The sequence below is a fragment of the Kribbella sp. CWNU-51 genome, assembly GCF_054073265.1.
This window is the reverse complement of record NZ_JBSXMZ010000009.1, coordinates 159146-177022: the sequence shown is the minus strand read 5'-3', so window position 1 is coordinate 177022 and position 17877 is coordinate 159146. Positions and strand designations below refer to the sequence as shown.

Sequence of the window (17877 nt, the reverse complement as noted above, 5' to 3'; positions counted from 1 at the left end):
AGTCCTGGAAGGAATCCGATGTCCGAGATCCATGAGCCACTGCCCGGTGAAGGTAGCGAGGAGAGCCGCGGCGAAGAGACCGCGCAGGCCTCGGGCGGCTGCCCGGTCGCGCACGGTCAGGGCACCCACCCGACCAGCGGCAACGCGAACCGCGGCTGGTGGCCGAACCAGCTGAACCTGAAGATCCTGGCCAAGAACCCGGCCGTGGCGAACCCGCTGGGCGAGGAGTTCGACTACGCCGCGGCGTTCAAGACACTCGATCTGCCCGCCGTGAAGGCGGACATCGCCGAGGTGCTGACCATGTCGCAGGACTGGTGGCCGGCCGACTTCGGGCACTACGGCCCGTTCATGATCCGGATGGCCTGGCACAGCGCCGGCACCTACCGGATCAGCGACGGCCGCGGTGGCGCCGGCGCCGGTCAGCAGCGGTTCGCGCCGCTGAACAGCTGGCCCGACAACGCGAACCTGGACAAGGCCCGCCGGCTGCTCTGGCCGGTGAAGAAGAAGTACGGCCAGAAGCTCTCCTGGGCCGACCTGCTGATCCTGACCGGCAATGTCGCGCTGGAGACCATGGGCTTCAAGACCTTCGGGTACGCCGGTGGCCGTCCGGACGTGTGGGAGCCGGAGGACGACGTCTACTGGGGCCCGGAGACCACCTGGCTGGGCGACGAGCGCTACAGCGGCGACCGCGACCTGGAGAAGCCGCTCGGCGCGGTCCAGATGGGCCTCATCTACGTGAACCCGGAAGGCCCGAACGGCAACCCGGACCCGATCGCGTCGGCCCGCGACATCCGCGAGACCTTCGGCCGGATGGCGATGAACGACGAGGAGACCGTCGCGCTGATCGCCGGCGGCCACACCTTCGGCAAGACGCACGGTGCGGCCGACCCGGAGAAGTACGTCGGTGCCGAGCCCGAAGGTGCGCCGATCGACCACCAGGGCCTGGGCTGGCGGAACACGTACAACACCGGCAAGGGCCCGGACACCATCACCAGCGGCCTCGAGGTCACCTGGACCCGGACGCCGGCACAGTGGGGCAACGACTTCTTCGAGCTCCTGTTCGGTCACGAGTGGGAGCTGAGCAAGAGCCCGGCCGGCGCGAACCAGTGGGTCGCCAAGGACGCCGTGGAGATCATCCCCGACGCGTACGACGCGGCGAAGAAGCACAAGCCGACCATGCTGACCACGGACCTGGCGCTGCGCTTCGACCCGATCTACGAGCCGATCTCGCGTCGCTTCAAGGACAACCCGGACGAGTTCGCGGACGCGTTCGCGCGGGCCTGGTTCAAGCTGACCCACCGCGACATGGGCCCGATCGTGCGTTACCTCGGCCCGGAGGTCCCGACCGAGACGCTGATCTGGCAGGACCCGGTCCCGGCGGTGGACCACGAGCTGATCGGCGCCGACGACGTCAACGCGCTGAAGGCGCAGATCGCGGCGTCGGGGCTGTCGGTGTCGCAGTTGGTCTCGACGGCGTGGGCGTCGGCCTCGAGCTTCCGCGGCAGTGACAAGCGCGGTGGCGCGAACGGTGCCCGTATCCGGCTTCAGCCGCAGAGCGGCTGGGAGGTCAACAACCCGGACCAGCTGGCGCAGGTGCTGCGGACGCTCGAGGGGATCCAGCAGTCGTTCGGGAAGCCGGTCTCACTGGCCGACCTGATCGTGCTGGCCGGTGGTGTCGGTGTCGAGGTCGCGGCGAAGAACGCCGGCCACGATGTCGTCGTACCGTTCACGCCTGGTCGTACGGACGCGTCGCTCGAGCAGACCGACGTCGACTCGTTCGCCGCGCTCGAGCCGTCCGCGGACGGGTTCCGCAACTACTACGGCAAGGGCAACCGGCTCCCGGCCGAGTACCTGCTGCTCGACAAGGCGAACCTGCTCACCCTGAGTGCGCCGGAGCTGACCGTCCTGGTCGGGGGCTTGCGCGTCCTCGGCGCGAACTACGACGGCTCGAAGCTTGGTGTCCTCACCGAGAACCCGGGCACGCTCACCAACGACTTCTTCGCGAACCTGCTCGACCTGGGCACGGAGTGGAAGTCGACCGACGACAGCCAGGAGTCCTTCGAGGCCCGCGACGCGAGTGGCGCGGTCAAGTGGACCGGGACCCGGGCCGACCTGGTCTTCGGCTCGAACTCAGAGCTGCGCGCCGTCGCCGAGGTCTACGCCTCCGACGACGCCAAGGAGAAGTTCGTCCAGGACTTCGTCGCCGCCTGGACCAAGGTGATGGAGCTGGACCGCTTCGACATCGCCTGATCAGCAACCGATCGAAGACCGGCCCCCACCACTGGTGGGGGCCGGTCTTTTGCCGACTGAGTTCCTTGTGAGTGCCGAGGGCGCGTGTCAGGCTGGCGAGGTTCTGATCGGGCGGAAGGGGTCGTGCCATGCGGTTTCATCATGATCGGGAGCCTGCGGGCGATTTGACCTTCAGTGACGTGTTCCTGGTGCCGAATCGGTCCGGGGTCGTCTCGCGGCTGGACGTGGATCTGTCGACGAGTGACGGGAGTGGTACGTCGATTCCCATCGTCGCGGCGAACATGACAGCGGTGTCGGGGCGGCGGATGGCGGAGACGATCGCCCGGTGTGGTGGGCTGGCGGTGATTCCGCAGGACATCCCGGTGGACGTGGTCGCCGAGGTGGTTGCCTGGGTCAAAGAGCGGGACCCGGTGCACGACACTCCGCTCGTGCTGCCGCCGACCGGGACCGTCGGCGAGGCGCTGAACCTGTTGCCCAAGCGCGGTCACGGCGCGGTCATCGTGGTCGACCAGGGCCGGCCGGTCGGGGTGGTGACCGAGGCGGACTGCTCCGGCGTCGATCGGTTCACCCAGCTGGACGGGATCATGTCGCGCGAGCTGCTGACCGTGCCGGCAGGGATCGACGCCGAGACGGCCTTCGACCAGTTGCACGACGGGCGGCACCGGCTCGCGCCCGTGGTGGACGCCGATGGAACGATCGTCGGGATCCTCACCCGGGAGCGCGCGCTCCGGGCAACCCTCTACGAGCCCGCCCTCGATGCGAACGGGAAGCTCCGGGTCGCCGCCGCGATCGGCATCAACGGCGACGCCGAGCAGAAGGCGAAGGCGCTGCTCGACGTCGGCATCGACGTGCTGGTGATCGACACGGCGCACGGCCACCAGGAGCGGATGCTCGAGGTCCTCGAGCTGGTCCGGGGTCTCGAGCCCCAGGTCCCGATCGTCGCCGGCAATGTGGTCACCGCCGAAGGTGTCAGCGACCTCGTCGCGGCCGGCGCGGACATCGTCAAGGTCGGCGTCGGCCCGGGCGCGATGTGTACGACGCGGATGCAGACGGCGGTGGGTCGTCCGCAGTTCTCCGCCGTACTGGAGTGCGCGACGCGAGCCCAGGAGCTCGGCAAGCACGTCTGGGCGGACGGCGGTGTGCGGCATCCGCGGGATGTCGCGCTGGCGCTGGCCGCGGGCGCGTCCAGCGTGATGATCGGGTCGTGGTTCGCGGGGACGTACGAGTCGCCGGGTGATCCGCATCGGGACAGTGACGGGCGGATCTACAAGGAGAGCTTCGGGATGGCGTCGGCGCGGGCGGTGCGGTCGCGGACGGCCGACGACACGCCGTTCCAGCGGGCCCGGAAGAGCTTCTTCGGCGAGGGGATCTCGACCGCGCGGATGTACCTCGACCCGGAGCGCCCCAGTGTCGAGGACGTGCTGGACTCGATCGTCTCCGGGATCCGGAGCTCCTGCACGTACGTCGGCGCCGCCAACCTGGCCGAGTTCCACGCACGCGCTGTAGTCGGCCTGCAGACCGCCGCCGGCTACGCCGAGGGCAAGCCGCTGGACACGAGTTGGTGACCACAGGGCCTACTTGACAACGAATTCCGTCGTTTGATGCGTGCGTAAACGACGACATCCGTTCTCATCCCCGGGGTGAGATTGAGGACACAACAATCTCATACGGCGGGCGATAGGCATGGTCCGGAATCGGTGGCACGGTGTAGTCACGGGGTGGAGGGAAGGGACGCCAACAGGATCTGTCGGGGAGTCGCCGATCTCGCAGGGGGAGTGGGATCGACCGACGCGGGGGCGACAGTTCAGGCGTCCAAAGCTGGTCGCGGGTGGTGGTTGTGGAGTTCGACCGAGGCTTGGGAGGGCGACTCGGGAGCTCGGACCCACCACCCGCGACTGCACTTGCCTGTCCGAATAGCGCGCTGGCGGTGGCAATCTGCCCGGCCCGGCGGCATAGTCGAGGGATCGACAAGCTGCTTGGGGTTCGTGGGGAGCCGGCGTTGTGGAGGGAGACAGAGCTGTCCCGCTGAGGGTGGACGCGGAAACCGCGATCATCCTGCGCGAGGCGTACCACAAGATCGAGGCGCTGTACCGCGCCGACCATTACGGTCTGTACGACTACGTACGGGTGGTGGCCGGCAAGGTCGCCCGTGTCGACGCGTTCTTCGTCGGCTTCCTGCAGGGCAGCAACCGCGTGCGCTATCCCTATGCGTACGACGACGGCCGGTACGTCGACCCGGACACGCACATCTTCGGCCCGAACGGACAGACGTCCTGGCTGCTCAAGCGCCGGCAGACGTATCGCTTCGCCTACGACGGCGGCCTCGCGCTGCACGCCGGGATCCCGCTCGGTGATGCGGTCCGGCGCTCGGAGGACGTGGTGACTGTGCCGATCTTCCGGCCTTTGAAGGACGGGCCGGACCAGTTGTTCGGCATGTTGTCGATGCAGAGCTATGCGCCGGAGAGCTACGACGACAACTCGGTCCGGGCGTTCGAGTGGTTGTGCAGCCTGGTCGAGCGGGTGCTGACCCGCGAAGGCGAGGATCGGGAGGCGCTACGCCGGCTGCCCGCCGGTGACATCGGGCCGAACCTGCTGACGTCGGACCACGTGATGGAGTACCTGTCCCACCGGGTCGCGTCGATCCGCGAGATCGTCGCGGAAGCGATGGACGAGCCCGATGTGAGCGCGTCCGTGGAGAGTCACCTGGCCCGGATCGTCGACGCCACCGAGCACATCCAGTCCGAGCTGATCGAGATGCTGATGGACACCGACGAGGGTCCGGAGCGCCGGTTCGCGAGCCTGACCAAGGCTCAGCAGGGCGTCGCGGTCCTGCTCGTCGACGGCCTCGACAACGACCAGCTCGCGGCCGAGCTCGGCGTCAGCCTGAACACGGTCAAGACCCACCTCAGCGCGATCCTGCGCAAGTACGGCATGCCCAACCGCGCCCAGGTAGCCGACGACGTCCGCAGGTACCTGGCCCGCTGAGCTCTCGCGATGCGGCTCGGCCTCCGGGCTGCAGCTGGAGGCCGAGCCACACAACTAATAAGAGCGGGCGACGAAGGCGGTCAGGCCGCGCTCGTTGTCCTCGATCGGGAGGGTGCCGTCGGGGCGTTGAAGGCAGCGGACGGAGATGCCTGACGCGGCCAGGCGGTCCTCGCCCTCTTCGCCGACGACGTCGTACGGCAGGCTGGCCCAGCCGGACGCGGCCGCCTCCACGGCTTCGTCGACGGTCGCAACTGCCGTCGTCCGCGCCGTCTGCCGCTTCGTGGCTTCCTCGAGCAGGTGCGTCTGGTCCGCGTCGATCGCAGCAACCACGGTCGACGTGAGGTCAGCCAGGCCCACGGTCTCCTTGCCGGAGTCGCGCAGCCGGCGAACCACCGTCGCTACGTTGCCGGCGAGGTCGCGCGGGCCGAGCTCGATCCGGACCGGGACGCCCTTCAGCTCCCAGTTCACCGCCCGCCGGCCGAACGGCTGGTCGGTCCGGTCGTCCAGACTCACCCGCAGGCCGGCGGCCCCAAGATCGGCGGCGATCTGCCGCGCGGCCTCGACGGTTTCGTCCCTGACCGCGAGCACCACCACCTGCGTGGGCGCGACCCTCGGCGGGACCCGGAGGCCGGCCTCGTCGCCGTGCACCATGATCAGGCCGCCGACCATGCGCGTGGTGCTGCCCCAGGAGGTGGTCCAGGCGAGCTCGCGCTGCCCGTCGGTGGACAGGTAGCCGATGTCGAACGCCCGCGCGAAGTTCTGCCCGAGCTCGTGCGACGTCCCCATCTGCAGGGCCTTTCCGTCACCGGTCATCGCTTCCAGCGTCATCGTGTTGATCGCGCCGGCGAACCGCTCCCGCCGGGTCTTCCGGCCGGTCACGACCGGGATCGCCAGCACGTCCACCATCACCGCGCGATAGACGTCGTACAGAATCCTGGTCGCGTAGGCGCGGGCGTCTTCCGCGGTTGCGTGGGCGGTGTGGCCCTCCTGCCACAGGAACTCGGTCGTCCGCAGGAACAGCCGCGGCCGGAGCTCCCATCGGACCACGTTGGCCCACTGGTTCAGCAGCAGCGGCAGGTCGCGGTAGCTCTGGATCCACTTCGCCATGTACTCACCGACGACCGTCTCCGACGTCGGGCGGACCACGACGGGCTCTTCGAGTTCCTTGCCACCGGCATGCGTGACGACGGCCAGCTCGGGACTGAATCCCTCGACATGCTCGGCCTCGCGCTGCAGATAGCTCTCCGGGATCAACAGCGGGAAGTACGCGTTGGCCGCGCCCGCCGCCTTGATCCGCCGGTCCATGTCCGCCTGCAGCAGCTCCCAGATCGCGTACCCATACGGTCGGATGACCATGGTCCCCCGCACCGGCCCGTTGTCGGCGAGCTCGGCTTTGGCAATCACGTCCTGGAACCATCGGGGAAAGTCCGCCGCCGGTGAGGCGAGTACGGATCGAGTCGTTGCCATGCCGGTCAGTGTAGGAACGCGGCCGACTCCGGTGCCACGCAATTCCCCAGCGGGAGCCTCAGCGGATTCTCAGGCGGGGATGTTCACGCGGGAGTGAGCCGGCGTTCACCACCGAACCGAAAGGTTGGCCTGTATCCCTCTCGGAAGTGGAGAAAAGCTGTGAGAGTTCGTCGTGCGCCTGTGGTGTCGGTGTGCTTGGCCCTGGTCGGGCTGGCGGTCGGGATCCCGTCCGCTGCCGCGGATCGTGGGCCGGACAAGTATTCGTTCGCCGTGATCGGCGACATCCCCTACGGGCCGGCCCAGATCGCCGGGTTCCCGAAGGTGGTCGACGAGATCAACGCCGACAAGCAGGTGAAGCTGGTCACCCATCTCGGTGACATCAAGGACGGCTCGTCGGTGTGCAGCGACGAGTACTTCGCGCAGGTGAAGACGCAGTTCGACCGCTTCGCCGATCCGCTCGTCTACACCATCGGGGACAACGAGTGGACCGACTGCCACCGGGCCAACAACGGCGGGTACAACCCGCTGGAGCGACTGGCGAAGATCCGGTCGATGTTCTTCCCGCAGCCCGGCCGGACACTCGGCGAGCACCCGGCCAAGGTCAGCAGCCAGGCTGACCAGGGCATCCCCGAGGATGTTCGGTTCACTCGGGCCGACGTCGCGTTCGCGGCCCTGCACATCGTCGGCAGCAACAACAGCATGGCGCCGTGGACCGGAAAGACCGGGCCGACGCCGGAGCAGTCGGCCGAGGTGCTCGCGCGCACGGCCGCGGTGATCGAGAGCATCCGCGACACCTTCGCGCAGGCCCGCGAGCAGCACAACCGGGCCGTCGTACTGCTGACGCAGGCCGACATGTTCGATCCGACCGTGGCGGCGCCGGCGTTCGCCGACTACTTCGCGTTCCAGCCGATCGTTCAGGCCATCGCCCGCGAGTCCGCGTCCTTCCGTGGCCCGGTCTACCTCTTCAACGGCGACAGCCACGTCTACAACAGCGACAAGCCCCTCGCGGCCGGGTCGAAGTGGGTCAGCCTGTACGGCGTGACCACCCCGGTCGCCAACCTCTCCCGCATCACGGTCGACGGCTCCACCGGCGTCAACAACTATCTCCGCGTCACCATCGACCCCCGCAACCCCGCCACGCTGACCTGGACCCGGGTCCCCTTCACCTCCTGAACAGGCAAAAGCGCCCGGCGACCCGTGCGGGTCACCGGGCGCTTCGGCCGGCCTCGATCAGATCGACGCGAGCGCGTCGTTCCAGGTTTTGGACGGGCGCATGACGGCGGCGGCCTTGGCCGGGTCGGGCTGGTAGTAGCCGCCGAGGTCGACCGGGCTGCCCTGGACGGCGAGCAGCTCGTCGACGATGGTCTGCTCGTTCGCCGCGAGGGTCTCGGCGAGCGGGGCGAAGGCCTTCGCGAGTTCGGCGTCGTCGGTCTGCTTGGCCAGCTCCTGGGCCCAGTACAGCGACAGGTAGAAGTGGCTGCCCCGGTTGTCGATCCCGCCGACGCGACGGGTCGGCGACTTGTCCTCGTTGAGGAACGTCGCGGTCGCCCGGTCGAGCGTGTCGGCGAGGACCTGGGCCCGCGGGTTGCCGGTCGCCTGGGCCAGGTGCTCGAAGCTCGCGGCCAGCGCGAAGAACTCGCCCAGGCTGTCCCAGCGCAGGTAGTTCTCCTTGACGAGCTGCTGCACGTGCTTCGGCGCCGAGCCGCCCGCGCCGGTCTCGAACAGACCGCCGCCGGCCATCAGCGGGACGACCGACAGCATCTTCGCGCTGGTGCCGAGCTCGAGGATCGGGAACAGGTCGGTCAGGTAGTCGCGCAGGACGTTGCCGGTCACCGAGATGGTGTTCTCACCGCGGCGAATCCGCTCCAGCGACAGCTTGATCGCGTCCACCGGCGCGAGGATCCGGATGTCCAGACCCTCGGTGTCGTGCTCCTGCAGGTACTTCTTGACCTTCGCGATGATCTGAGCGTCGTGCGCCCGGGTCTCGTCCAGCCAGAACACCGCCGGGTCACCGGTCGCCCGGGCCCGGGTGACGGCCAGCTTCACCCAGTCGCGGATCGGGTCGTCCTTGGTCTGGCAGGCACGGAAGATGTCACCGGGCTCGACGGCCTGCTCCAGTACGACGGTGCCCGCCGTGTCGACGAGGCGGACCGTGCCGGCGACCGCGATCTCGAAGGTCTTGTCGTGCGAGCCGTACTCCTCGGCCTTCTGGGCCATCAGGCCGACGTTCGGCACCGAGCCCATGGTGGCCGGGTCGAAGGCACCGTGGGCTCGGCAGTCGTCCAGGACGACCTGGTAGATCCCCGCGTAGCTGCTGTCCGGCAGCACCGCGAGAGTGTCGTGCTCGGCGCCGTCGGGTCCCCACATGTGGCCCGACGTACGGATCATGGCCGGCATCGATGCGTCGACGATGATGTCGGACGGCACGTGCAGGTTGGTGATGCCCTTGTCCGAGTCGACCATCGCCAGCGCCGGTCCCTCGGCCAGCTCGGCGTCGAACGACGCCTTGATCGCGTCGCCCTCCGGGAGCGCGGACAGGCCGTTCAGGATCGCGCCCAGTCCGTCGTTGGGGGACAGGCCAGCCTTCGCGAGGGTCTCGCCGTACTGCTCGAAGGTCTTCGGGAAGAAGACGCGCACCACGTGGCCGAACACGATCGGGTCGGAGACCTTCATCATGGTGGCCTTCAGGTGCACCGAGAACAGCACGTCCTCGGCCTTCGCGCGGGCGATCTGAGCGGTCAGGAACTCGCGCAGCGCGGCGACGTGCATGACGGAGGCGTCGACGACCTCACCGGCCAGCACCGGGACCGACTCGCGCAGCACGGTGGTGGTGCCGTCCGCGGCGGCCAGCTCGATCCGCAGCGAACCGGCGGACTCGATCACGGCCGACGTCTCGGTCGTGCGGAAGTCGTTCTGGCCCATGGTGGCGACGTTGGTCTTCGAGTCGGCCGACCAGGCGCCCATCCGGTGCGGGTGGGTCTTCGCGTAGTTCTTCACCGAGGCGGGGGCGCGGCGGTCCGAGTTGCCCTCGCGCAGCACCGGGTTCACCGCGGAGCCCTTGACCTTGTCGTAGCGGGACTGGATCGCCCGCTCCTCGTCGGTCTTCGGCTCGTCCGGGTAGTCCGGCAGCGCGTAGCCCTGGGCCTGCAGCTCCGCGACCGCGGCCTTCAGCTGCGGGATCGAGGCCGAGACGTTCGGCAGCTTGATGATGTTCGCCTCGGGCGTCTTGGCCAGCTCGCCGAGCTCGGTCAGCGCGTCCGCGATCCGCTGGTCCTCGGTCAGGTAGTCCGGGAAGAGCGCGATGATCCGGCCGGCCAGTGAGATGTCCCGGGTCTCCACCCCGACACCGGCCTGACCGGCGTACGCCTGGATCACGGGGAGGAACGAGTACGTGGCCAGCGCCGGAGCCTCGTCGGTGTGGGTGTAGATGATCGTCGAGTCAGTCACAGCCCCACCCTAATGGGCGTTCCGGCCGCCCCAGACCCGGCGTGGGCAGGGTCACGCTTCGTCGAGCTCGTCAGGGTGCGTGAGGGTAATTCCGGCGGCCGTGGTGACCGCGCTGGTGAAGGTCAGGGTGTCGATCGGGGAGGAGGCGGCGACGGTCGCGCCGGTCAGTGAGGTGAGGCCGCGGGCGGCGTCCCAGGTGCAGTCGACGAAGACGGCGCCGGTCGCCTTGACCTGGGAGAACTCCGCCCCGGTGAAGTCGCAGCCGCGGAAGACCGTGCCGGACAGGTCGGCGGAGACGAAGTCCGCGTTCTGCAGCCGGCAGTCGGCGAACTCCACCTTGAGGAACTTGGTGAACCGGAACGAGCCGAAGTCGAGCACGCTGTCCCGGATCGTGGCGTGCTGCAGGCTCATCCCCGGACCGGCGAACCCGGTCAGCCGGGACGACGTGATCGCCACCCGGGTCACGGCCGCGTCGGCCCAGCGGGCGTTCGCGAGGTCGCATTGGGTCAGCTCGGTGTCGACCAGGATCAGCTTGTCCAGATCCGAACCCGCCAGCTTGCAGCGGGTCAGCCGGCAGCCGCTCAGCTCGAGGTGCTCGGCCGCCAGATCGCTGAGATCCACGTCCTCCAGGGAGAGGTCGAGCAACCGCGTCTCGTCGTCGATGTCGTCCGGATCCGGCGACGCGGGATCGAGCTGAGCCCTGAGCCGAGGTGCTGCGATCTTCCGAGCGGCCATGCGGTGACAATACCCACGGCCACCGACATCGAGCGTGGAGCGAGACGGCCATCTTTGTGGAACATTTTTGCCACCAGGTGGCAGAAATGTTCCACAAAGATGCGATGGTGCCGATCAGTGCGAGCGGAGGTAGTGGGCCGCCGCGCCGATGAGGGCCGAGTGCTCGGTGTCCCTGGTCGCCGAGACGTCGAAGTCGAAGACCGACCGGACGATGTCGAAGGCGCCCGAGATCGAGCCACCCAGGACCGTCTTCGTCACGCCGAAGCGCTCCAGCCACGGCCCGAGAGCGGAGGCCAGTACGCCGAAGGTGGTCAGCAGGACGTCGTGAGCGACGGCGTCACCGCTCCTGGCCAGGTCGGCGATCTCTTTGACGCCGGGCTCGTCCGTGCCGGTTCTGGTGGCGTACTCGCGCAGGATCGCCCGGGCGGAAATCGAGTCCTCCAGCGGCTTCCCGTCGTACGACGTCTTGTAGAGCTCACCGCCTGGCGGCACGGTCTCGCCCGCGCGGACCACGCGGCCGTCGGCGAGGAACGCCGTACCGATGCCGGTGCCGATGGTGACGCCGACGCAGCGTTCGACGCCACGGGCCTCGCCGGCGGTCCACTCGCCGACCGCGAAGGCCTCCGCGTCGTTCATGAACATCAGCCGGTCGAGCACGAGCCCGGCCCGCAGGCTCTCGCCCAGGTTGAACCCGTACAGCTGGTCGAATTTGTCCTGGCCGCGATACCAGGCCACGCCGGTGGCGAAATCGAACGGACCGGGCAGCGCCACCGCCAGACCGTTTGCCAGCGGCAACTTCCGGGCCGCCGCGGCGAGTTGCCCGGCCACCGCTTCGGCAGGCTGCTGCGACTCGAGCTTCGCCCGGTCGACCACGGTCACGTCCCATCCACCCGGCGAGACCACCGCCGCGGTCACGTGGCTGCCCCCGACCTCCAGTACCGCTACGTCCATCTGGACATCATCCACGACCGCGTTTCACCACCGGCCGACGCTGGTCACGGAACCGGTCGGTCCGATGGTCGTGGCCACGACCATCGGCTCCCGACCTGGCCACGGCTGCGGCTCGACATGCCGGTAGACGTAGAACTCGGACTTGATGGTCGCTTCGCCATTCTGCCCGTCACCGGTCTGGACGACGACCTTCTGGGGATTGCCGTAGGCACGGCCGAAGACGGTCGTCACGCTGTGGCCGGAGTCGATCGGGCTCTTCCGGACGATGACGCCGCCGCGCGATCCGAGTGGCACCCTCAGCGCGTTTGCCCGCTGAGTGGTGCAGAAGGCGTAGCGCGCGGTGTAGCGGTAGCGGGTCGCCGTGGGCTCGCGCCGGATGCTGGCGGACCCGTACTGGTCCGAGATCGAGACGACCTCCGGCCACGCCCAGGCCTCGTACGCATAGACCGCGCCGTTCGACGCCGTGCACAGTTTGACGGACCCGACGGGCGATGGTGTTGATCTCGGCTTGCGGTCCTGGGTCGCCGGCGCGACGCCGTGCGGTCCCTGCAGATCGACCGCGACCGTCGCACCTGCCGCCAGGACCACGACCGCGGCGAGAGCGGCCAGCGATCCGGTGATCCGGCGGTTGCGTACCTGTCGGCGTCCGGCGGCGACCAGCGTTGCGGGATCTGGCGTGAACGGCGCCGGTCGATCGGTCGCGCGGTCCATCAAGGTCTTCAGTTCGCGCGTCAATTCAGGACCCCCTGCGTGAGTTCGACGAGGGCGGGGTGGGTGCGGAGCTTGTCGAGGGCCCGCAGGGTCTGGCTCTTGACCGTCCCGGGGCGGCAGTTGAGCGCGGCGGCCGTCTCGTCCACGGACAGCTCGTCGAAATAGCGCAGTACGACGCAGGCACGCTGGCGGGGCGGGAGTTCGGCCAGAGCCTGGGTGATGACGAGCCGGTTCTCCAGGACGCCGAGCGGATCGGCCGGGTCGGCCTCGGCGGTGAAGTATTCGTCGCCGCCGACGAGTTCCCGGCTGGACTTGCGGCGGAGCGCGTCCAGGGTGGTCGACACCACCACCTTGCGGGCGTACGCGGCGACCGCGCCCTTGCGCTGGATCCGGCCCCAGACCCGGTACAGCCGGATCAGGGCCTCCTGGGTCGCGTCCTCGGCCCGCCGCCAGTCCCCGCACAGCAGGTAGGCGGTCCGGCACAGAGCGTTCGCCTGGTGGGTGACGAAGTCGATGTAGTCCCTCTCGGTCTCGTCCTTCACCCGCTTCCTTCCCCAGTCATGTCGATCCAACGTGATGGCGAGCCGATCGGTTGCACCGATGCGACACTTTTTTCGTGCCTCAACTCATGGTCGACGGCGTACGGGTCACCTACCACGTGCACGGCAGCGGTCCGGTCTGCCTGGCCCACCCTGGCGGCCCCGGCGTCCACTGGCAGTACCTGCGGATGCCGGAGCTCGAGCAGCATCTGACGATGGTGTACGTCGAACCCGTCGGCACCGGGGAGTCGGACCTGCTCCCGGACGGCGACTACTCGATCGAGAAGTACGCGTACTTCATCGACCGGTTGGCCGGCCACCTCGGCGAGGACAAGGTCTTCCTGCTCGGCCACTCGCACGGGGGGTTCGTCGCCCTGCAGACCGAGCTCGACTATCCCGAGCGGCTGGCCGGCGTCATCGTCTACGACTCGATGGCGTTCAACGGTCCCGAACTCGGTGCGCAGGCCTTCCGCAACCTGGAGGCGTACGTCGCCGCCCGGCCGGAGGGCGATCCGATCGGGGCGCAGGTGCTGGCGGCGTGGCAGGCGGAGCCGGTGGGCCGCGAGGAGGAGCTGGATGCGCTCCGGCGGCTGCTGCCGGTCTACTTCAAGGACTACGAGGCGATCGATCCCCGGCTCGGCGACTGGAAGCAGACGGTCGACCTGACCGTCGACCCGAACCGCCAGGACACTCGGTGGGACATCCGCGGCCGGCTGGGCGAGATCGCCGTACCGACGTTGGTGATCGTCGGCGTGGCCGACTTCATCTGCCCCGAGAACTCGGCCCGCGAGCTGGCCGACGGGATTCCGGGCGCGGAGCTGGTGATCCTGAAGGAGAGCGGTCACTTCGGTCACCTGGAGGAGCCGGGGCGGTTTCGGGACGCCGTGCTGCGCTTCGTCTCCGCACGCTGAGGGAACCTGTCGGCGGCGCTGACCGTAGAGTGACTGGAACGAGGGGACAGTCATGCCGGTCGAGAGCAGTACGACGTCCGTGGTCGCGGCGCTGAGCGTCGTGCTCGCGGTGGCCGGTCACGCGCTCGTCGGCGGCGGGGCGGTTCCGTTCGGGGTGCTGGTGCCGCTCGCGGCGCTGGCCGGGGTGTGCTGGCTGCTCGGCGAGTATCTCGCCGGCGAACGATTGCTGACCGTCCTCGTCCTGGCCGCCGTACAGCTCTTCGTCCATGTAACCCTGGACGCCGCGCACGGGCCGATCGATCACGAGATGGCGATGCCGCGCGGGGTTAGCGGCAGTCTGTTCATGACCGCGGCCCATCTGAGCGTCCTGCTTGCCGGCGTACTGGCGATCAGCCGGGCCCACCGATGGGTTCACCGGGTTCTGCGGGTCTTCGACCGTTTCCTGCCGCGATTGCCGGTTGTGCAGGTGGTGCCGCGGATCGCCTCCGCACTGCTCGCGCGCACGTCACCGCCACGGCTCGCCGGTGCGTGGCTCACCTCGAACGTCTGCCGGCGTGGACCTCCCGTCGTACGAGTGATTCCAGTTCCCTGACCGGTTTCGGCCGGGTTACTCGTACGCCCTTGAAAGGTTCTCTCATGCCCAGGAGATTCGTCCTGCGGGCCGGCGCGATCGTCGCTGCGTCCGCACTCGTCCTCGTCGGTGCCGCCTCGTCGGCGTCGGCGCACGTCACGGTGTCGTCGCCGGACGCCAAGCCCGGCGGGTACGCGAAGCTGATCTTCCGCGTGCCGACCGAGTCGGACAACACCAGCACCACCAAGCTCGTCGTCTCGCTGCCCAAGGACCACCCGTTCGCGCACGTCGGCGCGCAGGTGAAGGACGGGTGGAAGGTCGAGAAGAAGACCGAGAAGCTGGCCGCGCCGGTCAAGGTCGGCGACGTCACGCTGACCCAGGCGATCACCACGATCACCTGGACCGCCACGGCCGGCGGCATCCCGCCGAACGACTTCGACGAGTTCGCGCTGTCGGTCGGCAAGATCCCCGAAGGTGTGGACGCGCTGAGCTTCCCGGTCGACCAGACCTACAGCGACGGCGAGGTCGCCAAGTGGGCCGACGTCGCCAAGGACGGCGCCGCCGCGCCGGAGCACCCGGCGCCGACGCTGAAACTCGCCGCGGCGATCACTCCGGTCGCTGCGACCACCTCCTCGGACGCGAAGGATTCCTCCGACCCGGTGGCTCGCTGGCTCGGTGGCGCCGGCCTGCTGGTGGGCCTGCTCGGTCTCGCGTTCGGCTTGCGGCCGCGGAAAGCTGCACCGGTGGCTGGTACACCGGACTCCGGAAAGGCACAGTCGTAATCGTGCGCCGATTGATCGCTGTCCTGGTGGCGTCGCTGCTCGCTCTGGTGGTTTCTACCGGAGTGGCGGCGGCGCACGCCAAACTCGAGTCGATGACACCTGCCGACGGTTCCACGATGGCCGCGCCGCCGACGAAGGTTGTCCTGACCTTCAGCGAGCCGATCGGCAGCAACGGCACCCAGGTGCAGGTGAAGTCGCCTACCGGCAAGAACGTGGCCAGCGGCGACGCCCAGGTGATCGACAACACGGTGACCCAGCCGGTCGGTGCGATGGTGGAGGCCGGCCGGTACCAGGTCGACGCCCGCATCGTGTCGGACGACGGCCACCCGATCACCGTGACCGGATCCTTCACCGTCACCCACGCCGGTCACCCCGCCACCGACCCCGGAGCCCCGCCGGCCGCACAGCAGTCCGGCAACTCGAACACGGTCACCATCGTCGCGATGTGCCTGGTCATGCTGGTCGTCATCGCCCTGGCCGTAGTCATCGTCCGCCGCCGCCCCGCCTCCCCATGACCGAGGAACCGGCCGGGCCCGGCCCGGTGGCCGGTGCGCGGGAGGGCAATGCACGGGAGGGCGGTGCGGGCTTGGCGCCCAGCGGTGGCTGGATGGTGGCGGCCGGGATGGTTGCTGTTGGCATCGTGGTGATGGTGGTAGCCCTGCTCGCCGCGGGTGGAGCTCCGAAGCCGTTGCCGGCCGGACTGCTGGGTGCCGGAATGCCTTTGTCGTGGTCGGTTCCGGTCCTGCGCTTCGTCGCGGACGCGGCCGCGGTGGCCACGGGCGGCGCGCTGCTGGCCGTCGTACTCTTCCTCCCGGCAACCGACGGGAAGCTCGGCGCGAAGGCCTTGCGCGCCTGCCAGGACGCCGCACTCGCCGCGGGCATCTGGGCGGTCGCGAGCATCGGCGGGCTCGTCACCACGGCCGCGGTAATCCTCGGCATCCCGCTCGCGCATCTCGCCGAGCACGCGTCCATCGCCGGCCAGCTCACCCAAGTCAAAGCCCTGGCGGTCGCCGTCGTACTCACCGCGATCCTGGCCGTCGTACTCAGCGGCTGCCGGACGCTGCGCGGCGCGCGGTTCGCCGCGGTGCTCACAGCGGCCGCACTGGTCGGGCCGCTGCTGACCGGCCACGGCGCGCTCGACCGCACCAACGTCTGGTCGGTCCTCGCGACCTCGTCGCTGGTGGTGCACGTCTTCGCGGCAACCGCCTGGGTCGGCGGACTGGCCGGCGTCCTGCGGTATGCCCGCTCGCGTCAGGGAGTCGAGTTGTTCAGCGGACTCGCCCTGGTGTGCGCGGTGACGATGGGGATCACCGGGCTGCTGACCGCGGAGATCCACCTCGGCGGCCGCGAGGAAGGCTGGGCGCTGATCACGCAGTGGGTGACAACCGGGTACGGCGCTCTCGTGTTCGCCAAAGCGGTCGCGTTCGCCCTCCTGGTCGCGGCCGGCTGGTGGCATCGGCGTACGACGCTCCCGCGCCTCGAGGCCGGGGATCCGGTGGCCTTCCGGCGACTGGCCGTGGTCGAGTTGCTGATCATGGCCGCGACGATCGGGCTGGCCGTCGCCCTTTCGCGCACACCGTGACCCGCGTACTCGGTGACATGTCAACAGATCCCCGTACACTGGGTGAATGGTGGATGCGCAGTGGCTCGACACGCGTGAGGCGCGGCTGTGGCAGTCGTATCGCGCCACGTATCGCGAGCTGATGCGGGCCCTGGAAGCGCGGCTGATCGGCAACTCCGGGCTGTCCGGCGCCGACTACGCACTGCTGCACCCGCTGTCGGAGGCGGAGGACGGCGTCCTGCGTACTCGCGACCTGGGCAAGTCGGTCGGCTGGGAGCGGAGCCGGCTGTCCCACCAGGTCAGCCGGATGGAGAAGCGCGGACTGGTCTGCCGCGAGGAGTGCGCGTCGGACGCCCGCGGCTCGATGGTCCGCCTCACCGAGCTCGGTTGGAAGGCGATCGAAGCCGCCGCGCCGGACCACGTCGCCGCGGTCCGCAGCTACTTCTTCGACCACCTGACTGTGGCGGAGCAGACCCAGCTGGCCGGTCTCCTCGACCGCATCGCGACCAACATCCCGGCCGATGCCTGCGCGACCCCGGACTGCGACGAATAGTCCGTCCTGCTCCTTCTGATCTCCCGCGGCGCGACGAGGCGGTGACTCCTCGTACCCGGACGTAAGTGCTGGGTGACACGCCGTCACGCAGAGCAGTCGGAGAGTAGCGCCGAAAGAATGATGTCGTCTCGTTCGGATGCGCGCTGAATTCGACAACCGTTTTCACTAAGGTGAGGATGTGCGGGATGTCAGGTGGTGCACGCGCTGCGGGAGCTTGCGGCGAGTGGGCTGGGGATCTTGTTGCTGAGTCATGACCTGGGGCTGGTGCGAGCGCTCGCGACCCGGGTCGTGGTGCTGTCAGCCGGTCAGGTGATCGCGTCCCGCGGGCCCGGCGTACTCCCGATCGTGCCGGCGGGAACCACTGCCGCCGGACAACCGTTGCTTCAGGCAATGAACCTGTCAGCGGCCCCGCGG

General features: G+C 69.0%; 16 protein-coding genes. 10 read left to right on the top strand and 6 right to left on the bottom strand.

What is annotated here, in order from left to right:
- Positions 1-18: 18 nt before the first annotated feature.
- The 3 genes from katG (at position 19) to ACXC9Q_RS14660 (ending at position 5235) form a co-directional block, all read left to right on the top strand.
- Positions 19-2250, top strand: coding sequence for a catalase/peroxidase HPI (gene katG, locus ACXC9Q_RS14670; protein ID WP_457057053.1), 2232 nt, complete (start codon positions 19-21; stop codon positions 2248-2250).
- Positions 2251-2378: 128 nt separating this feature from the next.
- On the top strand, positions 2379-3815 hold the full coding sequence (locus tag ACXC9Q_RS14665) for a GuaB1 family IMP dehydrogenase-related protein (protein WP_457057052.1): 1437 nt from the start codon (positions 2379-2381) through the stop codon (positions 3813-3815).
- Positions 3816-4281: 466 nt separating this feature from the next.
- Positions 4282-5235, top strand: coding sequence for a helix-turn-helix transcriptional regulator (locus tag ACXC9Q_RS14660; RefSeq protein WP_457057051.1), 954 nt, complete (start codon positions 4282-4284; stop codon positions 5233-5235).
- Between the two features lie 54 nt (positions 5236-5289).
- On the opposite strand, the gene proS is transcribed toward ACXC9Q_RS14660, so the two are convergent.
- Complete coding sequence (proS, locus tag ACXC9Q_RS14655; protein WP_457057050.1) at positions 5290-6702, bottom strand: proline--tRNA ligase; 1413 nt, start codon at positions 6700-6702, stop codon at positions 5290-5292.
- Between the two features lie 159 nt (positions 6703-6861).
- Here proS and ACXC9Q_RS14650 point away from each other — a divergent pair, with 159 nt between their 5' ends.
- The gene (locus ACXC9Q_RS14650; protein WP_457057049.1) at positions 6862-7875 is read left to right on the top strand and encodes a metallophosphoesterase; all 1014 of its coding nucleotides are present in this window, start codon (positions 6862-6864) and stop codon (positions 7873-7875) included.
- Positions 7876-7932: 57 nt separating this feature from the next.
- Here the strand turns inward: ACXC9Q_RS14650 and ACXC9Q_RS14645 are convergent, their stop codons facing one another.
- The 5 genes from ACXC9Q_RS14645 to ACXC9Q_RS14625 form a co-directional block, all read right to left on the bottom strand.
- Entirely contained in the window at positions 7933-10149 is a 2217-nt protein-coding gene (locus ACXC9Q_RS14645; protein ID WP_457057048.1) for an NADP-dependent isocitrate dehydrogenase, read from the bottom strand.
- A 51-nt stretch (positions 10150-10200) separates the two neighbouring features.
- Complete coding sequence (locus tag ACXC9Q_RS14640) at positions 10201-10884, bottom strand: pentapeptide repeat-containing protein (protein ID WP_457057047.1); 684 nt, start codon at positions 10882-10884, stop codon at positions 10201-10203.
- A gap of 114 nt (positions 10885-10998) precedes the next feature.
- The gene (locus ACXC9Q_RS14635; protein ID WP_457057046.1) at positions 10999-11835 is read right to left on the bottom strand and encodes an ROK family protein; all 837 of its coding nucleotides are present in this window, start codon (positions 11833-11835) and stop codon (positions 10999-11001) included.
- Between the two features lie 24 nt (positions 11836-11859).
- Positions 11860-12570, bottom strand: coding sequence for a hypothetical protein (locus tag ACXC9Q_RS14630; RefSeq protein ID WP_457057045.1), 711 nt, complete (start codon positions 12568-12570; stop codon positions 11860-11862).
- Positions 12567-13088: a SigE family RNA polymerase sigma factor gene (locus ACXC9Q_RS14625; protein ID WP_457057044.1), complete on the bottom strand. Its 522-nt coding sequence runs from the start codon at positions 13086-13088 to the stop codon at positions 12567-12569. The genes ACXC9Q_RS14630 and ACXC9Q_RS14625 overlap by 4 nt, the downstream gene beginning before the upstream one ends.
- A gap of 74 nt (positions 13089-13162) precedes the next feature.
- On the opposite strand from ACXC9Q_RS14625, the gene ACXC9Q_RS14620 reads away from it, so the two are divergent.
- From ACXC9Q_RS14620 to ACXC9Q_RS14595, 6 genes are read left to right on the top strand one after another with little or no spacing between them, the layout of a single operon-like run.
- A complete protein-coding gene (locus ACXC9Q_RS14620) occupies positions 13163-13996 on the top strand; it encodes an alpha/beta fold hydrolase (protein ID WP_457057043.1) in 834 nt (277 codons plus the stop codon).
- Positions 13997-14048: 52 nt separating this feature from the next.
- The gene (locus ACXC9Q_RS14615) at positions 14049-14588 is read left to right on the top strand and encodes a hypothetical protein (protein WP_457057042.1); all 540 of its coding nucleotides are present in this window, start codon (positions 14049-14051) and stop codon (positions 14586-14588) included.
- A 44-nt stretch (positions 14589-14632) separates the two neighbouring features.
- Positions 14633-15349, top strand: coding sequence for a YcnI family copper-binding membrane protein (locus ACXC9Q_RS14610; protein ID WP_457057041.1), 717 nt, complete (start codon positions 14633-14635; stop codon positions 15347-15349).
- A gap of 2 nt (positions 15350-15351) precedes the next feature.
- Complete coding sequence (locus tag ACXC9Q_RS14605; protein ID WP_457057040.1) at positions 15352-15864, top strand: copper resistance CopC family protein; 513 nt, start codon at positions 15352-15354, stop codon at positions 15862-15864.
- The gene (locus ACXC9Q_RS14600; protein ID WP_457057039.1) at positions 15861-16931 is read left to right on the top strand and encodes a CopD family protein; all 1071 of its coding nucleotides are present in this window, start codon (positions 15861-15863) and stop codon (positions 16929-16931) included. Before ACXC9Q_RS14605 ends, ACXC9Q_RS14600 begins: the two co-directional genes overlap by 4 nt.
- Positions 16932-16977: 46 nt before the next feature.
- Positions 16978-17463: a MarR family winged helix-turn-helix transcriptional regulator gene (locus ACXC9Q_RS14595; RefSeq protein ID WP_457057038.1), complete on the top strand. Its 486-nt coding sequence runs from the start codon at positions 16978-16980 to the stop codon at positions 17461-17463.
- Positions 17464-17877 lie beyond the last annotated feature (414 nt).